Raw genomic sequence first — 22,684 nt, 5'->3', positions numbered from 1 at the left:
CGGTCATTTAGGCTCCAGCACTTCGGTACCGACGAAGGGCACCAGCGCCGTGGGGACTCGGACGCTGCCATCGGGCTGCTGGTGGTTCTCCAGGATCGCCACCAGCCATCGGGTGGTGGCGAGAGTGCCGTTGAGAGTGGCCGCGATCTGCGGCTTGCCGCTCTCATCCCGGTAACGCACCGCCAACCGCCGTGCCTGGAATGTCGTGCAGTTGGAGGTGGAGGTCAGCTCGCGATATGCCCGCTGCGTAGGAACCCACGCCTCACAGTCGAACTTGCGGGCCGCGGATGAGCCCAAATCGCCTGCCGCGACATCGATCACACGGTAGGGCACCTCGATGTGGCCCAGCATCTGCCGTTCCCAGCCAAGGATCTTCTCATGCTCGGCCTCGGCGTCTTCGGGTTTGCAGTAGACAAAGGCCTCGACCTTGTCGAACTGGTGTACCCGGATGATGCCCCGGGTGTCCTTGCCGTAACTGCCGGCCTCACGCCGGAAACAGCTGGACCACCCCGCATAGCGCAGCGGCCCGTTATTCAGATCAAGGATTTCGCCGGAGTGATACCCGGCGATGGGCACCTCCGAAGTGCCAACCAAATAGAGGTCGTCCTCCTCGAGGTGGTACACCTCATCGGCGTGTGCACCCAAAAATCCCGTGCCGCCCATGATTTCCGGCTTAACCAGTACCGGCGGGATCAGCAGGGTGAAGCCGTTGGCCACCGCGGTCTGCACCGCCAGCTGCAACAAGCCCAGCTGTAGCAGCGCGCCGTACCCGGTGAGGAAGTAGAACCGCGCACCGGATACCTTTGCGCCGCGTTCCATATCGAACAGGCCCAGCGACTCACCCAATTCCACATGGTCCTTTGGGTTTTCGATCGGGTGTGGCTCGCCTACCAACTCGCGGAGCGCAAAGTCCTGCTCGCCGCCAGCGGGAACTCCGTCGATCACCACATTGCTGATCGCCTTATGGGCCTCGGTGAACGCAGCCTCGGTGACTACCTGCTCGGCTTCAGCCGACTTGACCTGTGCGGCGAGTTCCGAGGCGGCCGCCAAGAGTGCCGGGCGCTCCTCGGGCGTCGCCTTGCCCACCTTCTTGCTTGCCGCCTTCTGCTCGGCGCGCAGCGTATCGGCCGTGGATATGGCCGCCCGCCGGGCCGTGTCGGCGTCAAGCAGCACCTCGACGAGTGCCGGATCCTCGCCCCGCAGCCGCTGTGAGGCACGCACCGCATCGGGGTTTTCGCGCAGGAATTTGAGGTCGATCACCTGCTGAACATTACGTGGGAGCCGGAAACCCCGGCCAACCCATTAGGCACCGAACAGGCTCAGATACCCGTCCTTGCCGAACATCCGCGCGGCGTCGAGCGCAGACGGCGTGCCCGCGGCGGGGTCGGCGCCCGCATTGACCAGGATCTGGACGATGTCGTCGGAGCCCTTGAACACCGCTCCAGCCAGCGGCGTCTGCCCCTTGTCATTGGCCCGGTTCACGTCGGCTCCGCGCGCTACCAGCGATCGCACCGTCGAGGCGTTTCCGTGGTACGCGGCCAGCATGACGAGCGTGTCACCCGCCTCATTCGTCAGATCCACCGGTGCGCCCGCGTCGAGGTAGGCGGCCAGGGTGGACGCGTTACCCTCCCGGGCCATGTTGAACAGTTCATGGGCCAGCGCTGCGACCTGCTCGGCAACGCGGGCCTGATGTTCGGCTTCCCCCGCCTGGTCGTCCGGGTTGTCACGGTCAGGTTCCATCGTTGTCACAGTGTTCAATCTAGCGGCGTACGCAGACCGCATCGCCCGGCTAACCCGCGGCACCACCTGTAACAATGACTGCAGTATGAGTGACGAAGCCGAACCCACGCCAAAGGTCGAGCGGGACGACTCCACCCCGGATGAGCCCACCAACGACGAGCTGGGCACCGACGCATCCGCAGACTCCCCCGTCGAGTCTCCGGACTCCGCCACGCCGCCCGCAGAGGCTCCGGGCAGCGCGTCCTCCGCAGAGGGCGCCACCGAATCCGTCGACACCGAGCAGGCGCCTGCGACGGAAATCCTGGAATACCCCGACACCGATGATTCCGCCGTGCCTGTGGCCGAGGAACCGCAGCAAGGCGCCCAGGAATCCGCCAAACCTCAGTGGTGGGCGGGCCTGAAGGAAGGGCTCAAAGAGCGTTCCACGCACCGCGCGCTGCTCCTGGTCACCTTTGGTGGCCTCTTCATCGCGGGTGTCACCCAAGCCCTGCCGGACGGCTGGACCTCAGCCGACCGCCTGGTCAACAAGATCGACTCCAACCCGGTACCCAGCACGGGCGCACCGGGTAACAGCACCTTCAACTCTGCGAAGGCGGGGGAATGCCTCAACTGGCCCGCCCCCGCGTCCACCAACGACGTCAACATCGTCGACTGCGCCAACGACCACCGTTTCGAAATCGCCGAGTCCATCGACCTGCGTACCTTCCCGGGTACGGAGTACGGGCCCAATTCCAAGCCCCCCACCGTCGGCCGTATCCAGGAGATCAGCCAGGAACAGTGCCAGGTGGCCATCAACCGTTACCTGGGCGATCGGTACGACCCGAACAGCCGATTCACCATGGGCATGCTGTGGCCCGGTGAGAAGGGGTGGACCGAGGCCGGAGAACGCCGGGTGCTGTGTGGGCTGCAACTACCCGGCGCCGACAATCAGCAACAGCTGTTCCGGGGCAAGGTCGCCGAGCAAGATCAGTCCAAGGTCTGGCCCGCCGGCACCTGCTTGGGCATCGATTCGACCACCAATCTGCCCACCGAGCTCCCGGTGGATTGCGACAAGGCTCATGCCATGGAGATCACCGGAACGGTGAGCCTGGCAGAGCAGTTCCCTGGATCGGTTCCTCCCGAGCCCGATCAGGACGCGTTCATCAAGGACAACTGCACCCGGTTGACCAATGACTACATGGGCAATCCCGACGGATTCCGCGCGACCACGCTGACACTGTCCTACAACACGATCACCTTGCCGAGCTGGACCGCGGGCAGCCGTCAGGTCAGCTGCAACATCGGCTCCACACTGGGTAACGGCGCGTGGTCAACGCTGGTCAATAGCGCCAAGAGTGGCCAACTGCTGATCAACGGCCAGCCGCCGGTGCCACCGCCGGACATCCCGGCCGATCGGCTGAACATGCCGCCCATCCCGCTGTCGACCACACCGGCGCCCACCCAGCAGCCGACCCAGACTCAGCAACCCACCTATACGCAGCAACCCACGTACACACAGCAGCCCACGCGTACCCAGCAACCAACGCAGCAGACGACCCAGCAGCCGACCCGGACGTCCACCGCGCCAACCTCGTCGGGCGCGCCCAGTCCCCCCAACCAGCCGGGTATCACCATCGTGACGACGCTGCCGCCGGGGGCGGGCCCGCCTCCGGCTCCGGCCGGTCCGCCCATGGACGGTCCGCCCATGGAAGGCCCCCCGATGGAGGGGCCGCCGCCCGGACAGGCACCCGCGGGGGCACCTCCGCCCGGACCGGCCTGACGGTGTCCCTCTACGGCACCATGTCCCTTTACGGCGCCATCTCCTGATGCCCGTGCAGATGGGCGAGCAACGGTTCGAAGAGCTCGTGTCCGATGCTCTCGACGCCATTCCGCCTCAGCTTGCCGCCGCCATCGACAACGTGGTGGTGCTGGTGCAGGACCACCATCCGGAGGATCCCGATCTACTCGGGCTGTACGAAGGCATCGCACTGACCGAACGCGACAGCTTCTACGCCGGGGCGCTGCCGGACACCATCACGATCTACCGCGAGCCGTTGCTGGAGATGTGCTCCAGCGAACAAGAGGTGGTCGATGAGGTCACGATCACCGTGATCCACGAGATCGCTCACCATTTTGGTATCGACGACGAGCGCTTACACCAGCTGGGCTGGGGCTAAAGGTGCAGCTGAGGTTTGCTGGAAAAAAATCCAAAAATCTTGGAGAATGATGGAACCGAATAGAGGGATCCGCCGTCCATCTCTAGTGAAAGGGCAAAACTGCCCTTAGGACGACGCGAGACAAGTGGGGGAAAGGGGACAGAAGATGGCTGACGTACCGGCGCCCGCCCAGCGTGAGGAGATCCGTTGGGACCTGGCTAACCAGCCGGGAACTGTTCTGCAAGTCGATCCAGATGTCATGAAGGATGCCGCCGTCGAGTACGACGCGATGGCGCAGCGACTGCAGGAAGCTCTCGACAAGCAGCTCGAGACCGCCAAGTTCGGATCCGCGGGCCGCGACGAGGTGTCCACCGCGGTATCACACGCCTCGGCGAAGACCAACGAGAATTTCGAGAAGGTTGCCAAGGACGGCATCGAGCAGCTCAAGCGCATCGCCGAAGCATTCCGGCGTAACTCGCAGGCGTTCGTGGACCTGGAGCACCACAACGCCGCCCGTATCAATGGTGTGGGGGAATAGATCATGACCGGATTCACTGGTGTCAACTGGGTGGCCCGTAAGGCCAAGAAGCTGGCTCTTGACCTGACCACCGGCGCGGGCCCGACCCATGTGGTCGACAGCGCACTGGCCTGGCAGGAGATCAGTGCCGCGTTCGCCGAGGTGCACGAAAACAGCCTTCAGGTCGGCGAGAAGCTCATGGAGGGGTACCGCGGGCCTCGCGCCGAGGAGGCACTGACCAAGCTGAATCCGTTCACCGAATGGCTGGACAAGATGGCTGGGCTGACTCAGCAGGTCAGTGATACCGCCAACACCTACGCCGAGTCCTACGGCACCGCGGTGCTGGACATGCCGCACATCAACGACCTGGCCCAGCTGGAAAAGGCCAAGGCCGAGGCGTTGTCCGCAGGCGGAGCGCTCTTCGGTCTGCACGCCACCACCGAAGGCATGGAGCAGGGCCTGGATCTGCAAGCCGCCAAGGCCATGGAGACGTACGAGTCGGCCAGCGAGCCCGCGGCCAAGGTCGTCGAGTTCCCGCCGGCTCCCGAGGTCATCAAGTACCCCGAGGAGAAGTCGGAGGCCAACAGCGGCAATACCGGTGTCAGCGCGGCCGGTGTCGGCCTGTCTGAGATGGGCCCGAGCCCGTTGAGCCCCGACTCGGTGCCCGGGGTGCAGAGTGCCCGCGCGGCCGCCATCTCGATGGCCGGCAACCCGACGGCCGCCGGCGGTACCGGTTACGGAATGGGCGGTATGGGTGCCCCCATGGCCGGCATGATGGCCGGCGGCGCGCTGGCCGCCTCTGCCGGTAAGGGCATCAAGGTGGGCGGCACCGTCAACAAGAAGGACGAAGACGAGGACGACAAGGACCTCACCGCCATCGGCGCCACCGGCGTGTTCATGGGCGACGAGAGCAAGCCTGTCGAACTTCCGGACATCCTCACCAGCAAGTCCGGCACCGATAAGGTTGCCGACTTTGAAAACGTTGACGCCTCAACGCTCTTCGAGCGTGGTGGCTCCAAGGGAGCGGTTGCGCCTCCGGTTCTCGGCGCGAGCGCGGAGCTGTGACCGTCCGCCTGGACTTCGACGAACTGGAGCTGACCCGCGAAATCACCGGCAATGACCTCTTGCCGGTTGTGCTGGCCGCCGGTCCGCGCCACGAAGACGAAGCCGAACACCGAGACGCACTGGAAAGCGCGCGTGCCCGGCTCAAGGAACGCAACCTGCTGAAGGGTGAAGACCTTCACCCGACTCTGCGTGACATGTTGACCTCGGCCAGCAAGGCCACCGGTCAGGTGGCGGTGCGCCGCTGGGCGGGATCGCAGATGCTGCGCCTGTGCCTCGTCGAGCATGGGGAGGCATACGTACTGCTGGTCAACGACGGCGAAGGCGTCGCTATGCGGTCGGTGACCGGATCGCTCGGTGCCGAGCTATGGCGCTATCTCGGCGACGCCACCCCGCTGAAGTTCGGGTCGATCAACGCACCGGCCGAGCAGCTGGCGCTGGCGCTCAATTCCGAACCCGCCGACATGGCCCGCCAACTCATGGCGCTCGGGGCCACCAAGGCCGACGCGGTGACGGTGGCGAAGGGCATGGCACGTCGCGGCGCGATGACCGAAATCACCGCGATCAGACGCGTTGATGGCGTCACCGATCGCGCACCCGGCGGAGTCGCGGTATACGACACAGCATTTGGACGAATCATGGCCACCCCAAGCACGTCCGCCGACGGTGCCCTGTGGGCCACACTCACCCCTGCCACGCCGCAGCGGATGACGCACGCCCTCAAGAGCCTCGGTTTGGAATAGACCCGGCCGGCTACTCGATATCGTCGCCAAGCCGGTCGATGCGATGTACACCGTCCACCGCCGCAAGCACATTCGTTGCGGCATCAAGTCTTGTGCCGGACAAGGTCATCACCACGCCGACCTCACGCGCGGTGCCAGGGCTGATCGAGTCGGTGGTCTGAGGCGCGGCCGGTGGGTCGGCGGACAATGCCAACAAAGACCAGCGGTGTGCATTGCAGGCGTTGAGCAGCTGCCTCAGGACACCCCGGCCGTCCGCGTAGGTGACGTGCAGGCTGACAGCGCCATGCAGCCTCGCGGTGAGCAGTCGGCCCAAGGCCGCCAATCCGAATACCGTTGCGAAATGCAGGACAGTCACCACCATCGCCAGCAGCAGTAGCCCGGCGCCCGCGGCCATGCCCACCGCCGCCGATTCCCATATCGCCGCCGCCGTGGTCAACCCGTGCACCGCCCCGCGGCGCATGATGATGATTCCGGCGCCCAGAAAACCGATACCCGAAACGATCTGCGCCGCAACGCGTGACGGGTCAAGGATCACGATGCCGTCGGCCAGCACATCATCAAAACCGTATTTGCTCACCAATAAGATCAGCGCCGCGGAGGTCCCGACAATCGTCTGTGTGCGCAATCCCGCACTCTTACCCGCGATCTCGCGTTCCAGGCCGATAATCCCCGATAGCACGAACGCGGCCAGCAGCCCGACAAGTTGCCGACCGCCCTGGCCCGCACCACCGAACATCGCCACAGAATCCGCAAGTGCCATAGCCCCTTGGGTATCCACCACGAGGTAGCGCCAAACTTGTGCGCCCGGGCGATCTTCATCTGCACCGGGGCTACGCAGCACTGGACCACGCATTGAGATAATGGCAATATACGAAGGCGGCCAGCCCACCAGGCGAAGCTGTTGCGAAATCGAGGAGGTATCGGTGTCCGGCCAGCGTCAGCGGGTCAGCCGCGCCGAATCTCAGCAACGCACTCGTGAGGAACTTCTGGATGCCGCAGAAGAGCTGTTCCTCGCGAACGGGCTCGGCGGGACAACCGTCACCAAGATCGCCGAAGCCGCCGGCCGCACGGTCGGCGCGATCTACTCGAATTTCTCCAGCAAGGAAAACCTCTGCGCCGAGGTGCTGCTGCGCTGCTACATGCGGACCTTCTCGGAAGTCGCGGGCAGGCTCATCCAGTCAGCCTCGTCCGTCGACGAACAGATCACCGAACTCGCGCAGTGGTCGGCGTCGCTGGGGGGAGACGAGGGCCTGGTGGCACTGGCTGCGGAGTACGCGCTGGCCATACACAAGGATCAGGTGCAGCTGGCCGTCTCGCAGGGCCATATCGAGATGGGTCGCGGGCTTCTCGCGGCCGTACTCGCGAACGCTCTTCCGGATGACGTCTCCGACGACGACCGCGACGCAGCGCTCACGGCGGTCCTGGCAACCGCGGTGGGATTGGCGCTCGGCCGCACCTTGGGAACCATCGACGAACAGCAGTACGTCGACCTACTGACCCGGACGCTGCGGCTTTGGATTGCCGATCTGCGCCGGTCCGCGCACATCTCTAGCTAATTCCGACTACATCGCCGGTATCGGTGACCCGGCGCTCCTTGCTACCCGAAATCGTGTCGCCACCTTTTCTCCGTCAGCCATTGCATCACCATTCAGATAATCCTATTATCCGAATGAAGATCTCAACGGAGAGGAAGCCCACGCATGGACACAGCATCGTTCCGGTTTACGGCGCGCCCGGGAGGTGACTCATGCCGGTAGCAGTCGTCACCGGGGCGGGCAGCGGCATCGGGCGTGCGACGGCAGAGCGCTTCGGCCGCAAGGGCTGGACCATCGTTGTCTCCGACATCAACGAGGCCACCGGGGCCGAGACCGTCGACCGCATCACCCGAACAGGCGGCAGCGCCGTTTTCCGTCGCCTGGACGTCGCCGACCTGGAAGACTGGCGGCAATTCACCGACTGGGTGTGCGAGGAACACGGCACTCCCGATCTGCTGGTCAACAACGCCGGGATCCTCATCGCCGGTGGATTCCTGGAGCAGACGGGTGCCGATTGGCGTCGCATGATCGCCATCAACATGATGAGCCCCCTGGTCGGCTCGCGTCTGTTCGTGCAACGCATGGTCGAGGCGGGCGCCCGGGGCCACATCGCCAACATCTGTTCGGTGGGAGCCTTCATGCCGACTCCACTGGCTCCCTCTTACGTCGTTGCCAAACAAGGCGCTTGGTTCGGTACCCAGGCACTACGGGCCGAATTCGGTAAGCGCGGCATCGGCGTCAGCGCGATCTGTCCCGGACTGATCGATACCAACCTGTCCGCCAACGGAACTCGCAGCGGCGTCGACGAAACGGCCGGCAGCAGTTGGACAGACAAGCTGAATCGCGGTCAGCACTTCTTCGGGCGCTCGCCTGACCATGTCGCCGAGGCGGTGGAACGCTCCATGCGCTGGAACCTGTCCACCGTCCCGGTCGGATTCGAGGCCTGGATCGGGTGGTTCCTCTACCGGCTGTCCCCCGGGCTGATGCGTGGGGCTCTCGGCATCGCACAAATGTCGCTGGCCGAACGGGCCGTCGATGTGAGCTCACGGGCACTCACCGCTTTGGGTATCGGAGGAAAACGATGAAGACAGCGATCATCACCGGCGCAGGGTCCGGTATCGGGCGAGAAACCGCACGTCTGTTTGCCTCGCAAGGACACCGGGTTGTCCTGGCGGATATCGATATCCACGCTGCCGAGGCAGCGACCGACCAGATAGTCGCGGCCGGAGGCAGGGCATCGGCGTATCAACTGGACGTCGCGGACGAGCAACAGTGGGAGACGTTCGGCAAATGGACCGACTCCGAGTTCGGCCCAGCGGATTTGCTTGTCAACAACGCCGGGATCATGGACTGGGGCGGCTTTGTCGACATGACCGCGGAGCAATGGCAGCGCACCATGGACATCGACCTGATGAGCGTCATCTACGGCTCACGGATCTTCGCGCAACAGATGATCGATGCGGGTGTCCGCGGACATATCGTCAACATCTCCTCGGGTGCAGCATTCCTGCCGCACAAGATGATCGCCGCATACGGCACCGCCAAGGCCGCGGTGCTCATGGCGTCACAATCGCTCCGGGTGGAGCTGCGCCGACATAGGATCGGCGTGAGCGCGATCTGCCCCGGGGTCATCAACACCAACCTGATTGCCAACGGCCAGCGCGCCGGGATCAGCGAGGATGACCAGCAGCGGTGGCACGCACAGGCAGGCAAGATCCAGTCGATCAGTTACGCCGGACCCGACAAAGTGGCGCGCGCCATCGAGCGCTCCGTGCGGCATAACTGGGCCGTTGTTCCCGTCAATCCCGAGTCCTGGTTCATCTACGGTCTCTACCGGTTGTCACCGAGCTTCAGCCGGACGCTCACCGGTATCGGATCATTCGAATTGGCTGACGGTTTGATGTCCCGGCTGCAACCTTTACTGAATCGAGTGGCGAAATGAGCAGCGAACAACCAGAATTCGAGGTCGCCGTCATCGGCGCCGGGCCCGGCGGCATTGCAGCCGGGGTCAAGCTGCTGCAGGCGGGTGTCGGAAACATCGTGCTGCTGGAACGCGCCGACGATGTTGGTGGCAGCTGGCACGAGAATCACTACCCTGGCCTAGGCGTCGACGTGCCATCCTTCGCCTACCAGTACTCGTTTGCACGAAACCCTCAGTGGAGCAGGCTTTTTCCAAAAGGAGCCGAAGTCAAGCAGTACCACGTGGACGTGGCCAAGCGTTTCGGTGTCTACGAGCGCGTGCGCTTCAACACCAACGTGGAGCGTGAGGAATGGGACGATGAGGCCGGGCACTGGAAGCTTCACACCTCGGACGGCACGGTCGTCACGACACGGTTCTTGGTCAGCGCTGTCGGTGCCTTTGTGCGCCCCAAGGCCGACATCGGAATCGCCGGGGCCCATTCGTTCGGCGGCAAAATCCAGCGTCCCACCGATTGGGACCACGAGTTCGACATGGCGGGAAAGTCGGTCGGCATCATCGGGACCGGCGCCAGTGCGGTACAGATCATTCCGACGATCGCCCCGGAAATCGCGCACCTCACCGTCTTTCAGCGCACACCCGTGTGGTCGCTGCCCAAACCCGACCTCACCCTGGGCCCCTTCCTACGCCCGCTATATGCGGCGCCCGGCGTTCAATCGGCGCTCAACGGTGCCGTATTGGTGCTTGCCGATGTGCTACTTCGTTCACTGAGTAAGGCCCCTTTTCGATGGTCGCGCCCGGTTATGGACAGGTTCGACGCGGCCTGTATCGCCGCTTACCGCCGGTACATCCGATGGGTGGTGGACGACCCTGCGACAGCCGAGAAACTCACCCCCAATTTTGGGCCACTTGCCAAACGCCCGACCATATCCAACGGTTATCTGAAGGCCTACAACCGAAACAACGTCACACTCGTCACCGAGCCGATCGAACGGATCACCAAAAAGGGCGTCCGCACGCGCGATGGTGTCGAACACCGATTCAATGTTCTCATTCTCGCCACCGGATATGAGGTTTTTTCGGATCCCGAAACGTACCGACCGGGCGCCATCTTGGGCCGCAATGGATTCGACCTGGCCAGCTACTACGGCGAAAACGGCTTGCAGGCCTACGAAAGCGTCGCGGTGCATGGGCTGCCCAATCGGTGGACCCTGTGTGGACCGTACTCATGGACGGGCTCGGGTTGGCATGCCTTCATGGAGATGACATCGGATCACGCCGTGCGCGCGATCCTTGAGACCAACCGGCGCGGCGCGGATCGCTGTGAGGTACGCAAAGAGGTCGCGGACGCCTATCACCACACGGTCAAACAACGATCCGAAGCCATGCGCTACTACCTTGCCGAACTGAACGGCCACGTCCCCACCTACTATCGGAACTCCCAGGGCGACAGCACGTATCTACGTCCGGCCGGCTTCTTCGAAGCCCGGCGCAGCACACGGGACTTCCCTCTCGCCGACTACGTCTATGAGAAGCATCCGGCGAAGGTGACCGCATGACCGATCCCGCACACAAGCCCACATTCGGCGACACGGTCACCATCGAGACCGTCGGGAGCGATTCGGCTGTGCAACGGTCTTCTCACGCCGTGGCACGGGCACTTCTTCGCCCCACCTTGGAACTGCTGGCGCGAATCGCCGCGCGCCATCCGACGGCGAGAACGCACGGATTCCGCGCCGCCAATTTCATCGAGCTGGCTGCCTACCCGTTGCGGCCGAGTCGTGACACCCGGCGCCGCATCGTCATGTTTGAACAGTTTCGTGCGGAATGGTTGTGGCATAAAGATCTTCCCGATCCGGACCAGGCGGCGCAGGGCGCCATTCTGTACTTTCACGGCGGGGCGTTCATTCTCGGAGGTCTGCACAGCCACCGGCGCATGGCCGCACGCCTTGCCCGCGCGTCGGGGATACCGGTACTGGTGGTGGACTATCGTCAGCTTCCGCTGGCGCATATCACCGATTCCATCACCGATGCGGTGGATTCCTACCGCTACCTGCTGGACCGTGGGTATGCGCCTGGCAAGATCGTGTTCGCCGGCGATTCGGCTGGCGGCGGGCTGGCCTTCAGCGCCGCCCTCGCGGCACGCGACGAGGGCCTACCGGTACCGGGGGGCATAGCGGCCATTTCACCGTGGGCGGATCTCGATTGTTCGGCCAAGCGCGCCCATCCCAACGAGGCTCACGACGCCATGCTGTCCGGCTTCATTCTCTCGGTTCCTGGGGAGTTGGGCATGGCTCGCGGTAACGGACTTGACCCGGCCTGGTCTGCGGTAAATCACGACTTCCACGGTATGCCAGCGATTTTCATACAGGTCGGTTCACTTGAGGTGCTGCGAGTGGACGTGGACCTACTTGCCCGGCGGTGTGCAGAGGCACACGTGCCGTGCACTGTTCAAGTCTGGAAGCACGCCATTCATGACTTCCAGCTCGGCGCCGATCTCTTGCCCGATGCCCGTGCCGCGGTCGGCGATATGGCGCATTTCATCTATCGGATCACCGACCCCGACAATCTCAAGGCAGGTACACCGTGAGCACGCATACCCTCCCGCAGCACGAGGTCCTCGTGGTAGGCGCCGGATTCGGCGGCATAGCCGCAGGCGTCAGACTCCGCCGGGCAGGTATCGATGATTTTGTCATCGTCGACAAGCATCCGTCGGTGGGCGGGACTTGGTTCGTCAACAAGTACCCCGGTGTGGCCGTGGATATTCCGTCGTTCATCTACAGCTTCTCCTTTGCCCAGACGGGTAAGTGGAGTCGCCTGTTCGCACCGGGCGAGGAACTCCAGCAATACGCCGAGGATGTCGTCGACGGACACGGCCTGCGTGACAAGCTCCGGCTGGGAACCACCGTGTTGGGCAGCAGATTCGACGAAGACACCGACATCTGGCATGTCGAGACCGACCGCGGCGAAATCACCGCCCGCCATGTGATCGTCGGGATCGGTGGGCTGGAAGTGCCGAATCTGCCCGACATTCCCGGCATCGGGTCGTTCGGCGGCAAGCTTCTGCACACCACCGCGTGGGACCATGACTACGACCTCACCGGCAAGCGCGTGGCGGTCATCGGCACCGGCGCTACCGCACTGCAATTGGTTCCGGCGATCGCCGACCAGGTCAGTCGGCTTACGGTCTTTCAGCGCACCGCCATCTGGGTGGCGCCAAAACTCGATTTCAAGACGGGGCCCGTCAGCCGGTTCGTCTTCGGCAATCGTCTACTGCGGACTCCCCTTCGCGGTGTCGGGATGGCGCTCGTCGAACTGGGGCTAGGTGGGGCCCTGCTCGGGGGCCAGCTGCTGGGGCAGCGCCTTTACAAGACGGTGCTGCAGGGCGTGGGACTTGCACTGAGAGGCTGGATGTGGACACAGCTGCCCCACGATCCCGAACTGCGCAAGAAACTCACGCCGACCTACGCCTTCGGGTGCAAACGGCCTTCCATGCACAACGAATGGTTCTCGACATTCACCAAGCCCAATGTCGACTTGATAACCGAGCCCATCGAGCGCATCACCGAGAACTCTGTCATCACCGCCGACGGAACCGAGCACGAGATAGACGTCTTGGTGTGCGCCACCGGTTTCAAGGTCATGGAGAAGGGCGCGACGCCGCCATTCCCCTGCCTCGGCCGGGGCGGCACCGATCTCAACACGTGGTGGGACGAGAATCGCTACCAGGCGTACCAGGGGGTGACCGTTCCCGGCTGGCCCAACGCGTACATGCTGATCGGCCCGTGGGCATATTCGCCCGGCTCGTACCTGGTCCTGTTGGAATCGACAGTTGCGCATGCCGTGCGGGCCATCACAGAAACCCGGCGCCGCGGCGCCACCCGCTGTGAGGTGCGTCAAGAACCGCATGACAAGTATTGGCAGCAGATGCTTTCCCGGGCGGCAAAGAGCCATCTACTCACACCGCTGTGTGCCGGATCGAACACCTACTACATCAACTACCAAGGTGACGCCGCGGCCTACCGTCCGTCCACCAATACCGAAATGCGCCTGCAAAACCGGTACTTCCCGTTCAGTGACTACGAATTCACCACTACGCAGGCACGGCAGCTCGTCGCGGAGAGCGTCGGATGACATCAGCACGGTTCACATTCCGCGGTGACACACTCGCCTACAGCCGCACTGGCACCGGCCCGCCAATTCTGTTCCTGCACAACGGCGGGTCTGCCAAGGAGATCTGGACGCGGCAGGTCGAGGTGCTTCGACAACGGTATGAAGTGATCTGCCTAGACCATCTGGGGTACGGCGAATCCGATATGCCTGAACGCGGCTACACCATCGATCAACACGTGGAGCGTCTGTCCGCGTTTATCGAGCACCTCGGTCATGAACGTATTTCCGTTGTCGGAAACTGCATGGGAAGTGCGATGGCCCTGTTGCTAGCCGACCGCAGACCGGAGCTATTCGACTCACTTGTCCTGATCAACCCGTTGTCGAAGAACACCGCACGCCGTGGCGTACTAGGCTGGCTTTTGCCACTTGTTTCGCGTTTTCCGACGCTCTCAATGGCCATCTCCCGGCGTGTACGGATTCCGCAAGCGCTGACAAACATCGTCATTACCGTGCAATTCGGTCCGCGGAACTGGCTCCGTGGCATCCGGGCGCCGCGGCCGGGAACCGCGCAGGCCGGCAAGGGCTGGTCGGTGCGCGGAAGACTCGCCGCCCTGGCAGAGATGTTTTGCGATCAAACCTCGCTCGGCGCCGTGGACGAGATCCGCCCCGGCCCGGATTTTCCCCCGTTCGCCGTGATCTGGGGTGACTCGAACCTCGGCCTATCCCCGCGGGCTGGCCGGGCACTCAACAGGACGCTGCAGCCGGACCGTGAAGAATTCCTGACTCGATGTGGCCATCTCCCGATGATGGAATCCCCCGAGGAAGTCACCGCCATCATCACGGAGTTCATCGCCCGCCCGCCCGCTAGGCGATTAGGCGATCTCGCCACGTCTCCAGGGTCTGCATAAAGACGCTCGTGGACTGATCGGGTTCGACGAGGCCCAACGTATGGTTGACAACCAGTCCCATGCCCGTGGCCACAATGGCCGCCACGGCGTCGTCCAGCATTGGATGATCCTGCACCGCGAAGCCTTCGGCCTCCAGCTGGCCCGCGAACACCGCCTTCGCCCCGGCCTGTAGTGCGGCGACATTCTCACGAATCAGTTGAGCCTGCTGTGGATCGTGGCGGACGGCCAGCAGATACTCGGCGGTCAGCCCGATCCAGTCGGTTTCGGCGCTCATCACCCGCCATTTGGATTCAACGATGTCGAGTTTGGCCGGGGTATTTTCGGCGGCCATCACTGCCAGCGCGACCTGGCTCAGCCAGCCTTCGTAGTGGTTGCGCAGAAGTTGTTGGCACAAAGCATCTTTACTCTCGAAATTGCTATAGATCGAGCCCTGAGTGCGGCCGGCTTCCGCGGCTATTTGTGCGACCGTCGTCGCATGAAATCCTCGCTGCAGAAAGACTCTCTCGGCGGCGGACAGCACCAGATCCCGCGTCTGCGCCTGGAGCTCCTCGCGTGTCAGCGCCTTCCGCATCGACACCCCGCTTGTTCATTTGCGCGTCTTCTCACGCGCCATCGACTTCCCGGCGTCAGCCGGCCGATTCGCAGTATATCGACCGATGATCGCCGGCGACGGCACGGAAGGAGGCCGCATCACACGGTTGCCCCGGCAGGTCTGCGCACCGCGGCCTGGATAAGGGCGTCAGCGATCTCGCGGCCGGGAGCAATATCAGAGGCCTTGTGCGCCCGGAAATCCCACGCGACCTCTTGACCCCCGGCCGTGGCCACAAAGGCGCCGCCGAGTTGGTACGGGTCGCCCGTACGCTGATACGGGTACACACCCGCGCGCATGAGCCTCACCCATTCCCGGAGATTCCAGGGGCCGATTGTTCCCGCCCGGTACCGCCACAGTCCCATCGTTCGATAGAGCGTCTGGTCTTGCGTGGTCAGCACCAGAAAGCGCGTATCCGCACGTTTACGGAAGGTGAAGCCCTGGATGGAAGTTCCCAGGCCGATGAAGGCCACTTTTGCTCCGACAGCGGTAATTTCGTCATAGTAGTCATTGAGCTCCTGGGCTTGCCGCACCGCGAAGGCGCTGCCGAATTGCCGCAGGAAGACGAAGGCCACTGGGCCGTCGGCCCACAGTTCCTGGAATTCGTGTAGGTGGTGCCGGTCGTCGAGCAACCGTTCATTGGCCATGATGTCGATGCGCGTCATACCGATGCCTCCACCGGCCGTGCCGCGGTGGACACGGCATGCATCGGGCAGGCACTCGCACCCAGCGTGCCTCCCTTTCCTTGCTGCAGTTTCAGGCCTACTTCGTGATCGAAGGGCACCGGACCGGCATCCGGAGCATGCCGAATCGCATTGTGCATATAGCCCCACATCTCGTACCCGAACCACGGCAGGATCAACCGTTCGACGATCGGATTACGCAAAGCGCGTACCGCTCCCTTGATGGCCACCGTGCCAATGGCCGGTCGGATTCGCATCGTCGCGAGTCCGCAGATTTCCCGGACATACGGCGTGAGCAAGGGTATCGCCGCCCAGATTGCCAGCTTTAGTCCGCCACCCAGAATTACGTTGGGGTACAACGGGGTCCACGGGTTGTGCGTCAGAAAGTCGGTGAGTTCCTGAGCCGGCCGGGTGAATGCCATCAGATTCTTCTCCGCATTCCGAACCCACGCGTCAACCTCTTCGGGCGTGGTGGGTAGTTCCCCCGCGGGCATGCCCATGAGCTCGCACACGCGCACCTGCTCCTTGTAAAACTGGCATTCTTCTTCATACGTCGCGTCGGGGTCGCTGAATTTCTTGTACGCACGCCACAGATGCGGCCAACCCACTACATATGTGAACTTCAGGGTCTCAACATGATTCGCCCGGAAGGGTTCGCCCGTCGACGGAACCTCGCCATTGATGTGGGAGTGCTTACGAAAGAGATCGCGGCCGACCTTGATCGCCGTCTCGGTGTCACCCGCGACCGCGCCCGCGAAGAACAACAGGCTGCGACGCACCCTCCCCACCGTGTCGTAGTAATAGGTCGTGTGCTGACCGACACCGTAGGCTCCATCAGGATCGAGGACCGAGATGAACAGCCCGGAAAGCGCTCCCATGCCCGCGACCATCACGTTCTCGTAAACCTTGAAGCTGACCGAGTCCAGCCCGAAATAGCCGTCGTCTCGGCGGGGCGCCTCGGCAAGCTGCAGTGCCCTCTTACCGTTTTTGCCGTGCAGCTTGAGCAGAAAGTCGTACCGGCGGTCACGCCGACGTCGCTCCTCGACCGTGCCCGAATATCTGGGATCGTCACGCAGGCTGCCCATAGTCCATCTCCTCACCGTCGACCGCATCCGATGTTCATTCATAGAGATAGTATTGCTATTCGAATTGCATTGCAATATTAGATGCGGTACCGGCAGTTCAGACGGCTACACGTGCGTCCGCCGGGGCCCAGGCCAGCCAAGTGCGGTATGGCCACCGCCGCGCGCTCGGCACACACGCCGCGGACGAGAGACGCGTCCTGGTCCATCAGCCCTTGCGCCTCGCCCGCCGATCCGCGGCAGTGGTGCGGGGCTTGGTACTTCGCTTCCGCGATCGTTGCGCGCGGCATCCCTGCCTGCCATGGTCGCTAGCATCGATTGCATCAGGTCTGATCCGTCCAGCCGCCAAGCGATCCGGAGCACACTCATGGCACGCACCGTTTCCCAGCTCATCCTCGACACTGTGAAAGCCGCTGGTGTCCAACGTATTTATGGCCTACCTGGAGACTCGCTCAACGGCTTTACCGAGGCACTGCGGCGCGACGGAACCCTGGAGTGGGTGCACGTGCGGCACGAGGAATCTGCCGCGTTCGCCGCCGGCGCCGAGGCCGCGCTCACGGGCAATCTTGCGGTCTGTGCAGCAAGCTGCGGTCCCGGGAACCTGCATCTGATCAACGGCCTCTTCGATGCTCATCGCAGCCGGGTGCCCGTACTCGCGATCGCATCGCATATTCCCAGCGCCGAGATAGGCAGCGGCTACTTCCAGGAGACTCACCCGCAGAATCTGTTCGCCGAGTGCAGCGTCTACAGCGAGCTGGTGAGCAGTGTCGAGCAGCTGCCATATGTCCTCGACACCGCCATCCGTGCGGCCCTCGATCAACAGGGGGTGGCGGTCTTGACGATCCCCGGAGACATCCTGAGCGCCAAGGTCGACCTGGCACCGCCCTCTGCTCCCCTCGTCGCCGGGGCCGGGATCAGGCTGCCCGGTACGTCCTGCTTGGAACGAGCCGTGCGGGAGCTGAACGGTTCGAACGCGATCACCATCCTGGCCGGGGCGGGGTGCGAGGGCGCCCATGCGGAACTGCTGACCGCGGCCCACGCGCTCCAGGCACCCATCGTGCACACGCTGCGCGGCAAGGAATTCGTCGAATACGACAATCCCTTCGACGTCGGTATGACGGGCCTGCTCGGCTTCCGCTCCGGTTACGACGCACTGGAAGACACCGAGGTGCTGCTCATGCTCGGAACGGACTTCCCGTACCGGCAGTTCTACCCACCGAAGGCCACCGTCATTCAGGTCGACATCCGCGGTGAGCACATCGGCCGGCGCACCCGAGTAGATGTCGCACTCGTCGGTACGGTGAAAGATACTTTACAACAACTTAATTCGATGATTCAGCCGCATTCGGACAGGAGACACCTGGAGCGCGCCAGAGAGAACTACACACGCACACGAGCTCAGCTCGATCGCTTGGCCGTGGACGACCGCAACCAGACGCCGGTGCGTCCCGAGCTTGTCGCCCGCCGAATCGACGAGCTGGCGGCCGACGACGCGGTCTTCATCGCCGATGTCGGCACACCCGTGATCTGGGCGGCGCGATACCTGTCGATGAACGGCCGGCGCCGATTGCTCGGCTCGTTCAACCACGGCAGCATGGCGAATGCCGTACCCCAAGCGATCGGCGCACAGGCATCGCATCGCGATCGCCAGATTGTCACCCTCTCCGGTGACGGTGGTCTCACCATGATGCTCGGCGACCTCATCACGCTGACCCAGTCCCAACTGCCGGTCAAAATGGTCGTCTTCAACAACGGTGCGCTCAGCTTTGTCGAGCTCGAAATGAAGGCCGCCGGTATCGTCAATTACGGTACCGCCCTGGATAATCCGGTGTTTGCAGATGTCGCAAAGGCTCTCGGGATCCATGGGCTCCGGGTCGAGCGCCCCGACCAGCTGGACGGCGCCCTTTCGGAAGCCTTTGACCACCCCGGGCCCGTGCTCGTGGAGGTTCTCACCGCGCGCCAGGAGCTGTCGATTCCCCCGACCATCACCGCCGCGCAAGTTGCGGGATTCTCATTGTGGGCCACCCGAACGCTGCTGTCCGGGCGTGGCGACGAGCTCATCGATTTGGCCAAGACCAATCTCGGAGCACGCCTGCGCCGCAAGTGATGGGTGCGCCTCCTGCCAGCCGGAAGATCAAACAGACAGGGAGCGGACCCCGCGCGGTTACGCCGACTTGTCGGTATCCGGTGTTACAACAGAGGTATGAGGAAAACACCCGACTGGCGGCATGCCATCAGCTGCGGTGTGGACTGTCGCGATTGCCTCCGGGACATCGACCACTGTCACGGCACCCTGATCGTGCATTCCTCTCGTCATGCCGAATGCACGGACCGCGACTGCGACGGCCAGTACGTGTTGCGGCACAGCCTCGTCATCGATTGCATTGCCGCGCAATGTGACTGTGATAGCGAAAGCCAGCTGGCGGTCTAGCCCATCGGGTCGGCCGACTGCGCCAGCTCTTCGGCACTGGCGGCCTCTTGATGCGGGAAGGGTGCCACCGCGTCGCCCCAATGCACGCAACTCCACCGTCCATCGGTAACCGGGGCCAGCACAACGGCTTCCGCATTGCGCAGGTGCCGATTGACCGCGAAGCCCGGATCCACTCCGGCAAGAGCCGCGGCCACCAAACGAATCGCCGCCCCATGACTGACGATCACCACATCGCCCGTCGACGCGTCGTTCTCCAGGTGCCGTAGCCGCAGATCCGCGACCGCGGGCAGATACCTGTCGAACACGTCCTGCGCGGATTCGCCGCCGGGCATCCGGGCGTCCAGATCGCCAAAATGCCAACGCTCATAGGTGCGATCGAAGACCGCAAACGCTTCCAGATCGGTGCGGTCCTCCAACTCGCCGGCCTGGACCTCGTGCAGCCCCTCGATCTGCTCCGCCTGCACCCCAAGGTGTTCGGCGATTCCGGCCGCCGTCTGCACGGCACGCACCGCCACCGAATGCACCAGCACTGCGGGCGCATGCTCCTCGTACCGTTTGGCAAACAAACGTGCCTGTTGCAACCCCAGTTCGGTCAGCGCCGCACCCGGTGGTTTGGTGTCCAGCCGGCGTTCCACATTTCCGTAGGACTGTCCATGCCTGACCAAGACAAGGCGACCGCTCATCGCAGCCTCCCTTCCCGCGTCTCGGCGAGCCATCCCGACGCTTCGTCCAGTACCGGCGGGTTGGCGCCGGTAGGTGCTGTGGTCCCTCGTGGCCACGATCCCAAATACCGCACATCCTCACAACGCCGATGCAGGCCCTTGAGTGCCTCGCCGACGGCGATGTCGTCGATATGGCCCACGCAGTCCAGGAAGAACCGGTACGTGCCGAGCCCGGTGCGGGTGGGCCGGGACTCAATCCGCGTCAGGTCGATATCTCTGATCGCGAACTCATTCATGGCGGCGGCAAGGGCACCGGGCACGTTTCCCAGCCCCAGTACCACCGAGGTGCGGTCCGCCCCGGTGGCCGCCGGCGGTGGCCCCGGCCGCCCCACCAGCACAAAGCGCGTGTGCGCATGAGCTTCGTCCACCACTCCGCTGGCCAGGGCGTGTAACCCCAGACGCTGTGCGGCCCATTCCGTGCACACACCGGCATCGGCCCGCTCGGCCTTCACATCCTCGGCGGCCGCCGCGTTCGAGTTCGCGGCGACCAGCTCCGCGTCCGGCAGATTGGTGGCCAGCCACTCGCGAACCTGCGCGGCGGCAATCGGGAACCCTGCGACGGTCTTTACATCCCCGGCCGCGGTGCCCGGGCGCACCGCGATGGTGAAGGACACCGGCAGCACCGTCTCGGCGAAAATTTGCAACGGCGCACCTACCGCCAGAGTGTCCAGCGTGGGGACCACCGGCCCCTCCAGCGAACTCTCGATCGGGACGCACGCATAGTCGGCGTCACCGGCCTGGACCTGCACCAACGCCTCGCGGGCACTGGCCACCGAAACCGGCTCCACCTCCGATGAACCGGGAATGCGCCCCGTCGTACGCAGCGTGATCATTGCGGCCTCCGAAAACGTGCCTTCCGGACCCAGATAAGTGATGCGCTGCACACTTCAAACCTTAGGCGCTCGATCGCCGGGCGAACCCCCGACACAGGCTGCGGCACAGCTGTCCCTTGCACTCTCCACAGTCCGTTGTTAACTTAGGCTTACCTCAGTTCGCCGGATCGTCAGGAAGAGGTCGCCATGACTGCAGCACCGCCCACCACCGCCGAGCGCGTGCGCTCGGCTTGCGCACGGGCCGCGAGCTCGACCCTCGCCGTCGCTGGAGCCGACGTGGTCGGGACCTCACTGCACCACCTGTTCGACGACGGCACCTTCGCCGTCGCGGTCCCCTCCGATAGCGCCATCGCGGCGACGGTGGTCGCGGCAGGCTCCGCGGGCATGCCCGCGCTGTTGGAACTCACGGATCAAGCGCCGCTTCCGCTGCGCGAACCGGTCAGATCGCTGGTCTGGGTGCGCGGCAACGTGGTAGCCGCCTCCGACCGGGAAGCCCGCGGCATCGTCGATGTCATCGCCAGCCGCATCCCCGACCCCGCCCTACTGGACATCCGCACCGATATGCGACTACGCACCGAGCCGGGCTCGGTACTGCTGTGTCTGACCGTGGAATCCGTCGTCGTCGCCGATTCCACGGGAGCCGAATCGGTGGACGTCTCGGCCCTGCTGAGCGCGCGCCCGGATCCCTTCTGTGCGCTCGAGGCGGGATGGCTCTCCCATATCGACCACGACCACCGCGATCTGGTCGAGCGGCTGGCCAGGCGGTTGCCACTGAACTTGCAACACGGGGAGGTACGCCTGCTCGGCATCGACCGCTACGGCATCCAGCTGCGCGTGGAGGGTGCCGAGAGCGATCACGATGTACGGCTGCCGTTCAATGAGCCCGTCAACGACACCGCCGGACTGAGCCAAGCCCTGCGCATCCTGGCAGGCTGCCCGTTCCTCAACGGGCTACGCGCCCGCAAGATCTAGCTCAGCAACAGTTCGCGGAGCGCCTGGGCGAACACCGCGGGCGCCTCGCGGTGCGCGAAATGGTCCTGCCCAACAAGCTCTTTCACTCGTACTCCAGGAACGCGACGAGCCAGGTAGCCCACCGGATCCCGAAACTGAGGCGGCGAATTCGCGCCTTCCAGCAGGTACATCGGAGTCGCCGCCCGCGTGTACTCGCCGATCGACTCGACGGATCGATTCACAGCCATCCATTCCCGGGTGACCACCGTGGATCGACCGCGCAACGCGGCACTCGCGTCCCGATTCGCACTAGCCACTCGCTCTGAAATCGGCAGCGGCGGTTCGTAGAGCACAACAGCTGCCACGTCCGCGCCGCGACGTACGGCCTCCAATACGACGACGGCTCCGTACGAATGCGCCACGATCACCGCGTCGGGACCGACCTCCGCGGCGACCGCGATGACATCGTCGGCCTCACGCTGCAGGCTGTGTTCCTCAGCGTCCGAACTCGCACCGTGTCCGCGCCGGTCGACGGCGAAACAGGTGAAGTCACTCTCGAGCTCAGAGACGACACCGGCCCAGCTCGAACCGGATTGCAAACTGCCGTGCACCAACACCAGTGACGGTCCGGTACCCGACACCGTCACGCTCAGCCGCACCCCGTCAGGTGCGGCCACGTAACGCGCAATGCTCACCACATCGGACACTCTTCCACCAATACC

The 22,684-nt window shown here is 64.0% G+C and carries 25 protein-coding genes; 15 read left to right on the top strand and 10 right to left on the bottom strand.

The features are described 5' to 3' along the window. Nucleotides 1-3: 3 nt before the first annotated feature. Complete coding sequence (serS, locus tag MAB_RS00920; protein ID WP_005084110.1) at nucleotides 4-1,260, bottom strand: serine--tRNA ligase; 1,257 nt, start codon at nucleotides 1,258-1,260, stop codon at nucleotides 4-6. Nucleotides 1,261-1,302: 42 nt separating this feature from the next. Continuing rightward, the gene (locus MAB_RS00915) at nucleotides 1,303-1,740 is read right to left on the bottom strand and encodes an ankyrin repeat domain-containing protein (RefSeq protein ID WP_005084111.1); all 438 of its coding nucleotides are present in this window, start codon (nucleotides 1,738-1,740) and stop codon (nucleotides 1,303-1,305) included. An 85-nt stretch (nucleotides 1,741-1,825) separates the two neighbouring features. Between MAB_RS00915 and MAB_RS00910 the strand changes: the two genes are divergently transcribed. From MAB_RS00910 to MAB_RS00890, 5 genes are all read left to right on the top strand, one after another. Then, nucleotides 1,826-3,499, top strand: a complete 1,674-nt coding sequence (locus MAB_RS00910) for a septum formation family protein (protein WP_005112879.1) — start codon at nucleotides 1,826-1,828, stop codon at nucleotides 3,497-3,499. A gap of 46 nt (nucleotides 3,500-3,545) precedes the next feature. Beyond that, the gene (locus tag MAB_RS00905; protein ID WP_005087492.1) at nucleotides 3,546-3,896 is read left to right on the top strand and encodes a metallopeptidase family protein; all 351 of its coding nucleotides are present in this window, start codon (nucleotides 3,546-3,548) and stop codon (nucleotides 3,894-3,896) included. A gap of 145 nt (nucleotides 3,897-4,041) precedes the next feature. Then, nucleotides 4,042-4,413, top strand: coding sequence for a PE family protein (locus MAB_RS00900; RefSeq protein ID WP_005062903.1), 372 nt, complete (start codon nucleotides 4,042-4,044; stop codon nucleotides 4,411-4,413). A 3-nt stretch (nucleotides 4,414-4,416) separates the two neighbouring features. Continuing rightward, nucleotides 4,417-5,457, top strand: a complete 1,041-nt coding sequence (locus tag MAB_RS00895; protein WP_005084114.1) for a PPE domain-containing protein — start codon at nucleotides 4,417-4,419, stop codon at nucleotides 5,455-5,457. Next, nucleotides 5,454-6,197 carry an ESX secretion-associated protein EspG gene (locus tag MAB_RS00890; protein WP_005087491.1) on the top strand — a complete coding sequence of 248 codons (744 nt, stop codon included), beginning with the start codon at nucleotides 5,454-5,456 and terminating at the stop codon, nucleotides 6,195-6,197. The genes MAB_RS00895 and MAB_RS00890 overlap by 4 nt, the downstream gene beginning before the upstream one ends. 10 nt (nucleotides 6,198-6,207) lie before the next feature. Here MAB_RS00890 and MAB_RS00885 read toward each other — a convergent pair whose 3' ends face one another. Beyond that, nucleotides 6,208-6,957 carry an MgtC/SapB family protein gene (locus tag MAB_RS00885; RefSeq protein ID WP_005062896.1) on the bottom strand — a complete coding sequence of 250 codons (750 nt, stop codon included), beginning with the start codon at nucleotides 6,955-6,957 and terminating at the stop codon, nucleotides 6,208-6,210. Between the two features lie 163 nt (nucleotides 6,958-7,120). Between MAB_RS00885 and MAB_RS00880 the strand changes: the two genes are divergently transcribed. From MAB_RS00880 to MAB_RS00850, 7 genes are all read left to right on the top strand, one after another. After that, nucleotides 7,121-7,753, top strand: a complete 633-nt coding sequence (locus MAB_RS00880; RefSeq protein ID WP_005084116.1) for a TetR/AcrR family transcriptional regulator — start codon at nucleotides 7,121-7,123, stop codon at nucleotides 7,751-7,753. Nucleotides 7,754-7,944: 191 nt separating this feature from the next. Continuing rightward, nucleotides 7,945-8,817, top strand: a complete 873-nt coding sequence (locus MAB_RS00875) for an SDR family NAD(P)-dependent oxidoreductase (RefSeq protein ID WP_005062891.1) — start codon at nucleotides 7,945-7,947, stop codon at nucleotides 8,815-8,817. Further along, entirely contained in the window at nucleotides 8,814-9,674 is an 861-nt protein-coding gene (locus tag MAB_RS00870; RefSeq protein ID WP_005112877.1) for an SDR family NAD(P)-dependent oxidoreductase, read from the top strand. The genes MAB_RS00875 and MAB_RS00870 overlap by 4 nt, the downstream gene beginning before the upstream one ends. Beyond that, on the top strand, nucleotides 9,671-11,209 hold the full coding sequence (locus tag MAB_RS00865; RefSeq protein WP_005112874.1) for a flavin-containing monooxygenase: 1,539 nt from the start codon (nucleotides 9,671-9,673) through the stop codon (nucleotides 11,207-11,209). The genes MAB_RS00870 and MAB_RS00865 overlap by 4 nt, the downstream gene beginning before the upstream one ends. Then, on the top strand, nucleotides 11,206-12,240 hold the full coding sequence (locus tag MAB_RS00860; RefSeq protein WP_005112872.1) for an alpha/beta hydrolase: 1,035 nt from the start codon (nucleotides 11,206-11,208) through the stop codon (nucleotides 12,238-12,240). Before MAB_RS00865 ends, MAB_RS00860 begins: the two co-directional genes overlap by 4 nt. After that, entirely contained in the window at nucleotides 12,237-13,784 is a 1,548-nt protein-coding gene (locus tag MAB_RS00855) for a flavin-containing monooxygenase (RefSeq protein ID WP_005112871.1), read from the top strand. The genes MAB_RS00860 and MAB_RS00855 overlap by 4 nt, the downstream gene beginning before the upstream one ends. Then, nucleotides 13,781-14,671 carry an alpha/beta fold hydrolase gene (locus tag MAB_RS00850; RefSeq protein ID WP_005087485.1) on the top strand — a complete coding sequence of 297 codons (891 nt, stop codon included), beginning with the start codon at nucleotides 13,781-13,783 and terminating at the stop codon, nucleotides 14,669-14,671. The genes MAB_RS00855 and MAB_RS00850 overlap by 4 nt, the downstream gene beginning before the upstream one ends. Here the strand turns inward: MAB_RS00850 and MAB_RS00845 are convergent. The 4 genes from MAB_RS00845 to MAB_RS00830 all read right to left on the bottom strand — a co-directional run bounded on the left by MAB_RS00845 (nucleotide 14,628) and on the right by MAB_RS00830 (nucleotide 17,315). Continuing rightward, on the bottom strand, nucleotides 14,628-15,248 hold the full coding sequence (locus MAB_RS00845; RefSeq protein ID WP_005112869.1) for a TetR/AcrR family transcriptional regulator: 621 nt from the start codon (nucleotides 15,246-15,248) through the stop codon (nucleotides 14,628-14,630). The genes MAB_RS00850 and MAB_RS00845 overlap by 44 nt on opposite strands. A 113-nt stretch (nucleotides 15,249-15,361) precedes the next feature. Then, entirely contained in the window at nucleotides 15,362-15,925 is a 564-nt protein-coding gene (locus MAB_RS00840) for a peroxiredoxin-like family protein (RefSeq protein WP_005062875.1), read from the bottom strand. Continuing rightward, the gene (locus tag MAB_RS00835; RefSeq protein ID WP_005062872.1) at nucleotides 15,922-17,028 is read right to left on the bottom strand and encodes an oxygenase MpaB family protein; all 1,107 of its coding nucleotides are present in this window, start codon (nucleotides 17,026-17,028) and stop codon (nucleotides 15,922-15,924) included. The genes MAB_RS00840 and MAB_RS00835 overlap by 4 nt, the downstream gene beginning before the upstream one ends. A 77-nt stretch (nucleotides 17,029-17,105) precedes the next feature. Beyond that, the gene (locus tag MAB_RS00830) at nucleotides 17,106-17,315 is read right to left on the bottom strand and encodes a hypothetical protein (RefSeq protein WP_012296271.1); all 210 of its coding nucleotides are present in this window, start codon (nucleotides 17,313-17,315) and stop codon (nucleotides 17,106-17,108) included. Between the two features lie 77 nt (nucleotides 17,316-17,392). Here MAB_RS00830 and poxB point away from each other — a divergent pair, with 77 nt between their 5' ends. Both poxB and MAB_RS00820 read left to right on the top strand, forming a co-directional pair. After that, the gene (poxB, locus tag MAB_RS00825) at nucleotides 17,393-19,132 is read left to right on the top strand and encodes a ubiquinone-dependent pyruvate dehydrogenase (protein ID WP_005087483.1); all 1,740 of its coding nucleotides are present in this window, start codon (nucleotides 17,393-17,395) and stop codon (nucleotides 19,130-19,132) included. Between the two features lie 96 nt (nucleotides 19,133-19,228). After that, entirely contained in the window at nucleotides 19,229-19,456 is a 228-nt protein-coding gene (locus MAB_RS00820) for a hypothetical protein (RefSeq protein ID WP_005062867.1), read from the top strand. Here MAB_RS00820 and MAB_RS00815 read toward each other — a convergent pair. Further along, nucleotides 19,453-20,139 carry a histidine phosphatase family protein gene (locus MAB_RS00815; protein WP_005084122.1) on the bottom strand — a complete coding sequence of 229 codons (687 nt, stop codon included), beginning with the start codon at nucleotides 20,137-20,139 and terminating at the stop codon, nucleotides 19,453-19,455. The two genes, MAB_RS00820 and MAB_RS00815, sit on opposite strands and share 4 nt — an antisense overlap. Continuing rightward, nucleotides 20,136-21,062: a prephenate dehydratase gene (pheA, locus tag MAB_RS00810; protein ID WP_005062863.1), complete on the bottom strand. Its 927-nt coding sequence runs from the start codon at nucleotides 21,060-21,062 to the stop codon at nucleotides 20,136-20,138. The genes MAB_RS00815 and pheA overlap by 4 nt, the downstream gene beginning before the upstream one ends. A gap of 135 nt (nucleotides 21,063-21,197) precedes the next feature. On the opposite strand from pheA, the gene MAB_RS00805 reads away from it, so the two are divergent. After that, on the top strand, nucleotides 21,198-21,983 hold the full coding sequence (locus MAB_RS00805; protein WP_005084123.1) for a DUF2470 domain-containing protein: 786 nt from the start codon (nucleotides 21,198-21,200) through the stop codon (nucleotides 21,981-21,983). On the opposite strand, the gene MAB_RS00800 is transcribed toward MAB_RS00805, so the two are convergent. Beyond that, on the bottom strand, nucleotides 21,980-22,669 hold the full coding sequence (locus tag MAB_RS00800; RefSeq protein ID WP_005087477.1) for an alpha/beta fold hydrolase: 690 nt from the start codon (nucleotides 22,667-22,669) through the stop codon (nucleotides 21,980-21,982). The genes MAB_RS00805 and MAB_RS00800 overlap by 4 nt on opposite strands. Nucleotides 22,670-22,684 lie beyond the last annotated feature (15 nt).

Source organism: Mycobacteroides abscessus ATCC 19977, from assembly GCF_000069185.1.
Lineage (GTDB): Bacteria > Actinomycetota > Actinomycetes > Mycobacteriales > Mycobacteriaceae > Mycobacterium > Mycobacterium abscessus.
Note: the sequence above shows the minus strand (reverse complement) of the source record. Positions and strands in the feature narration are given on the sequence as shown.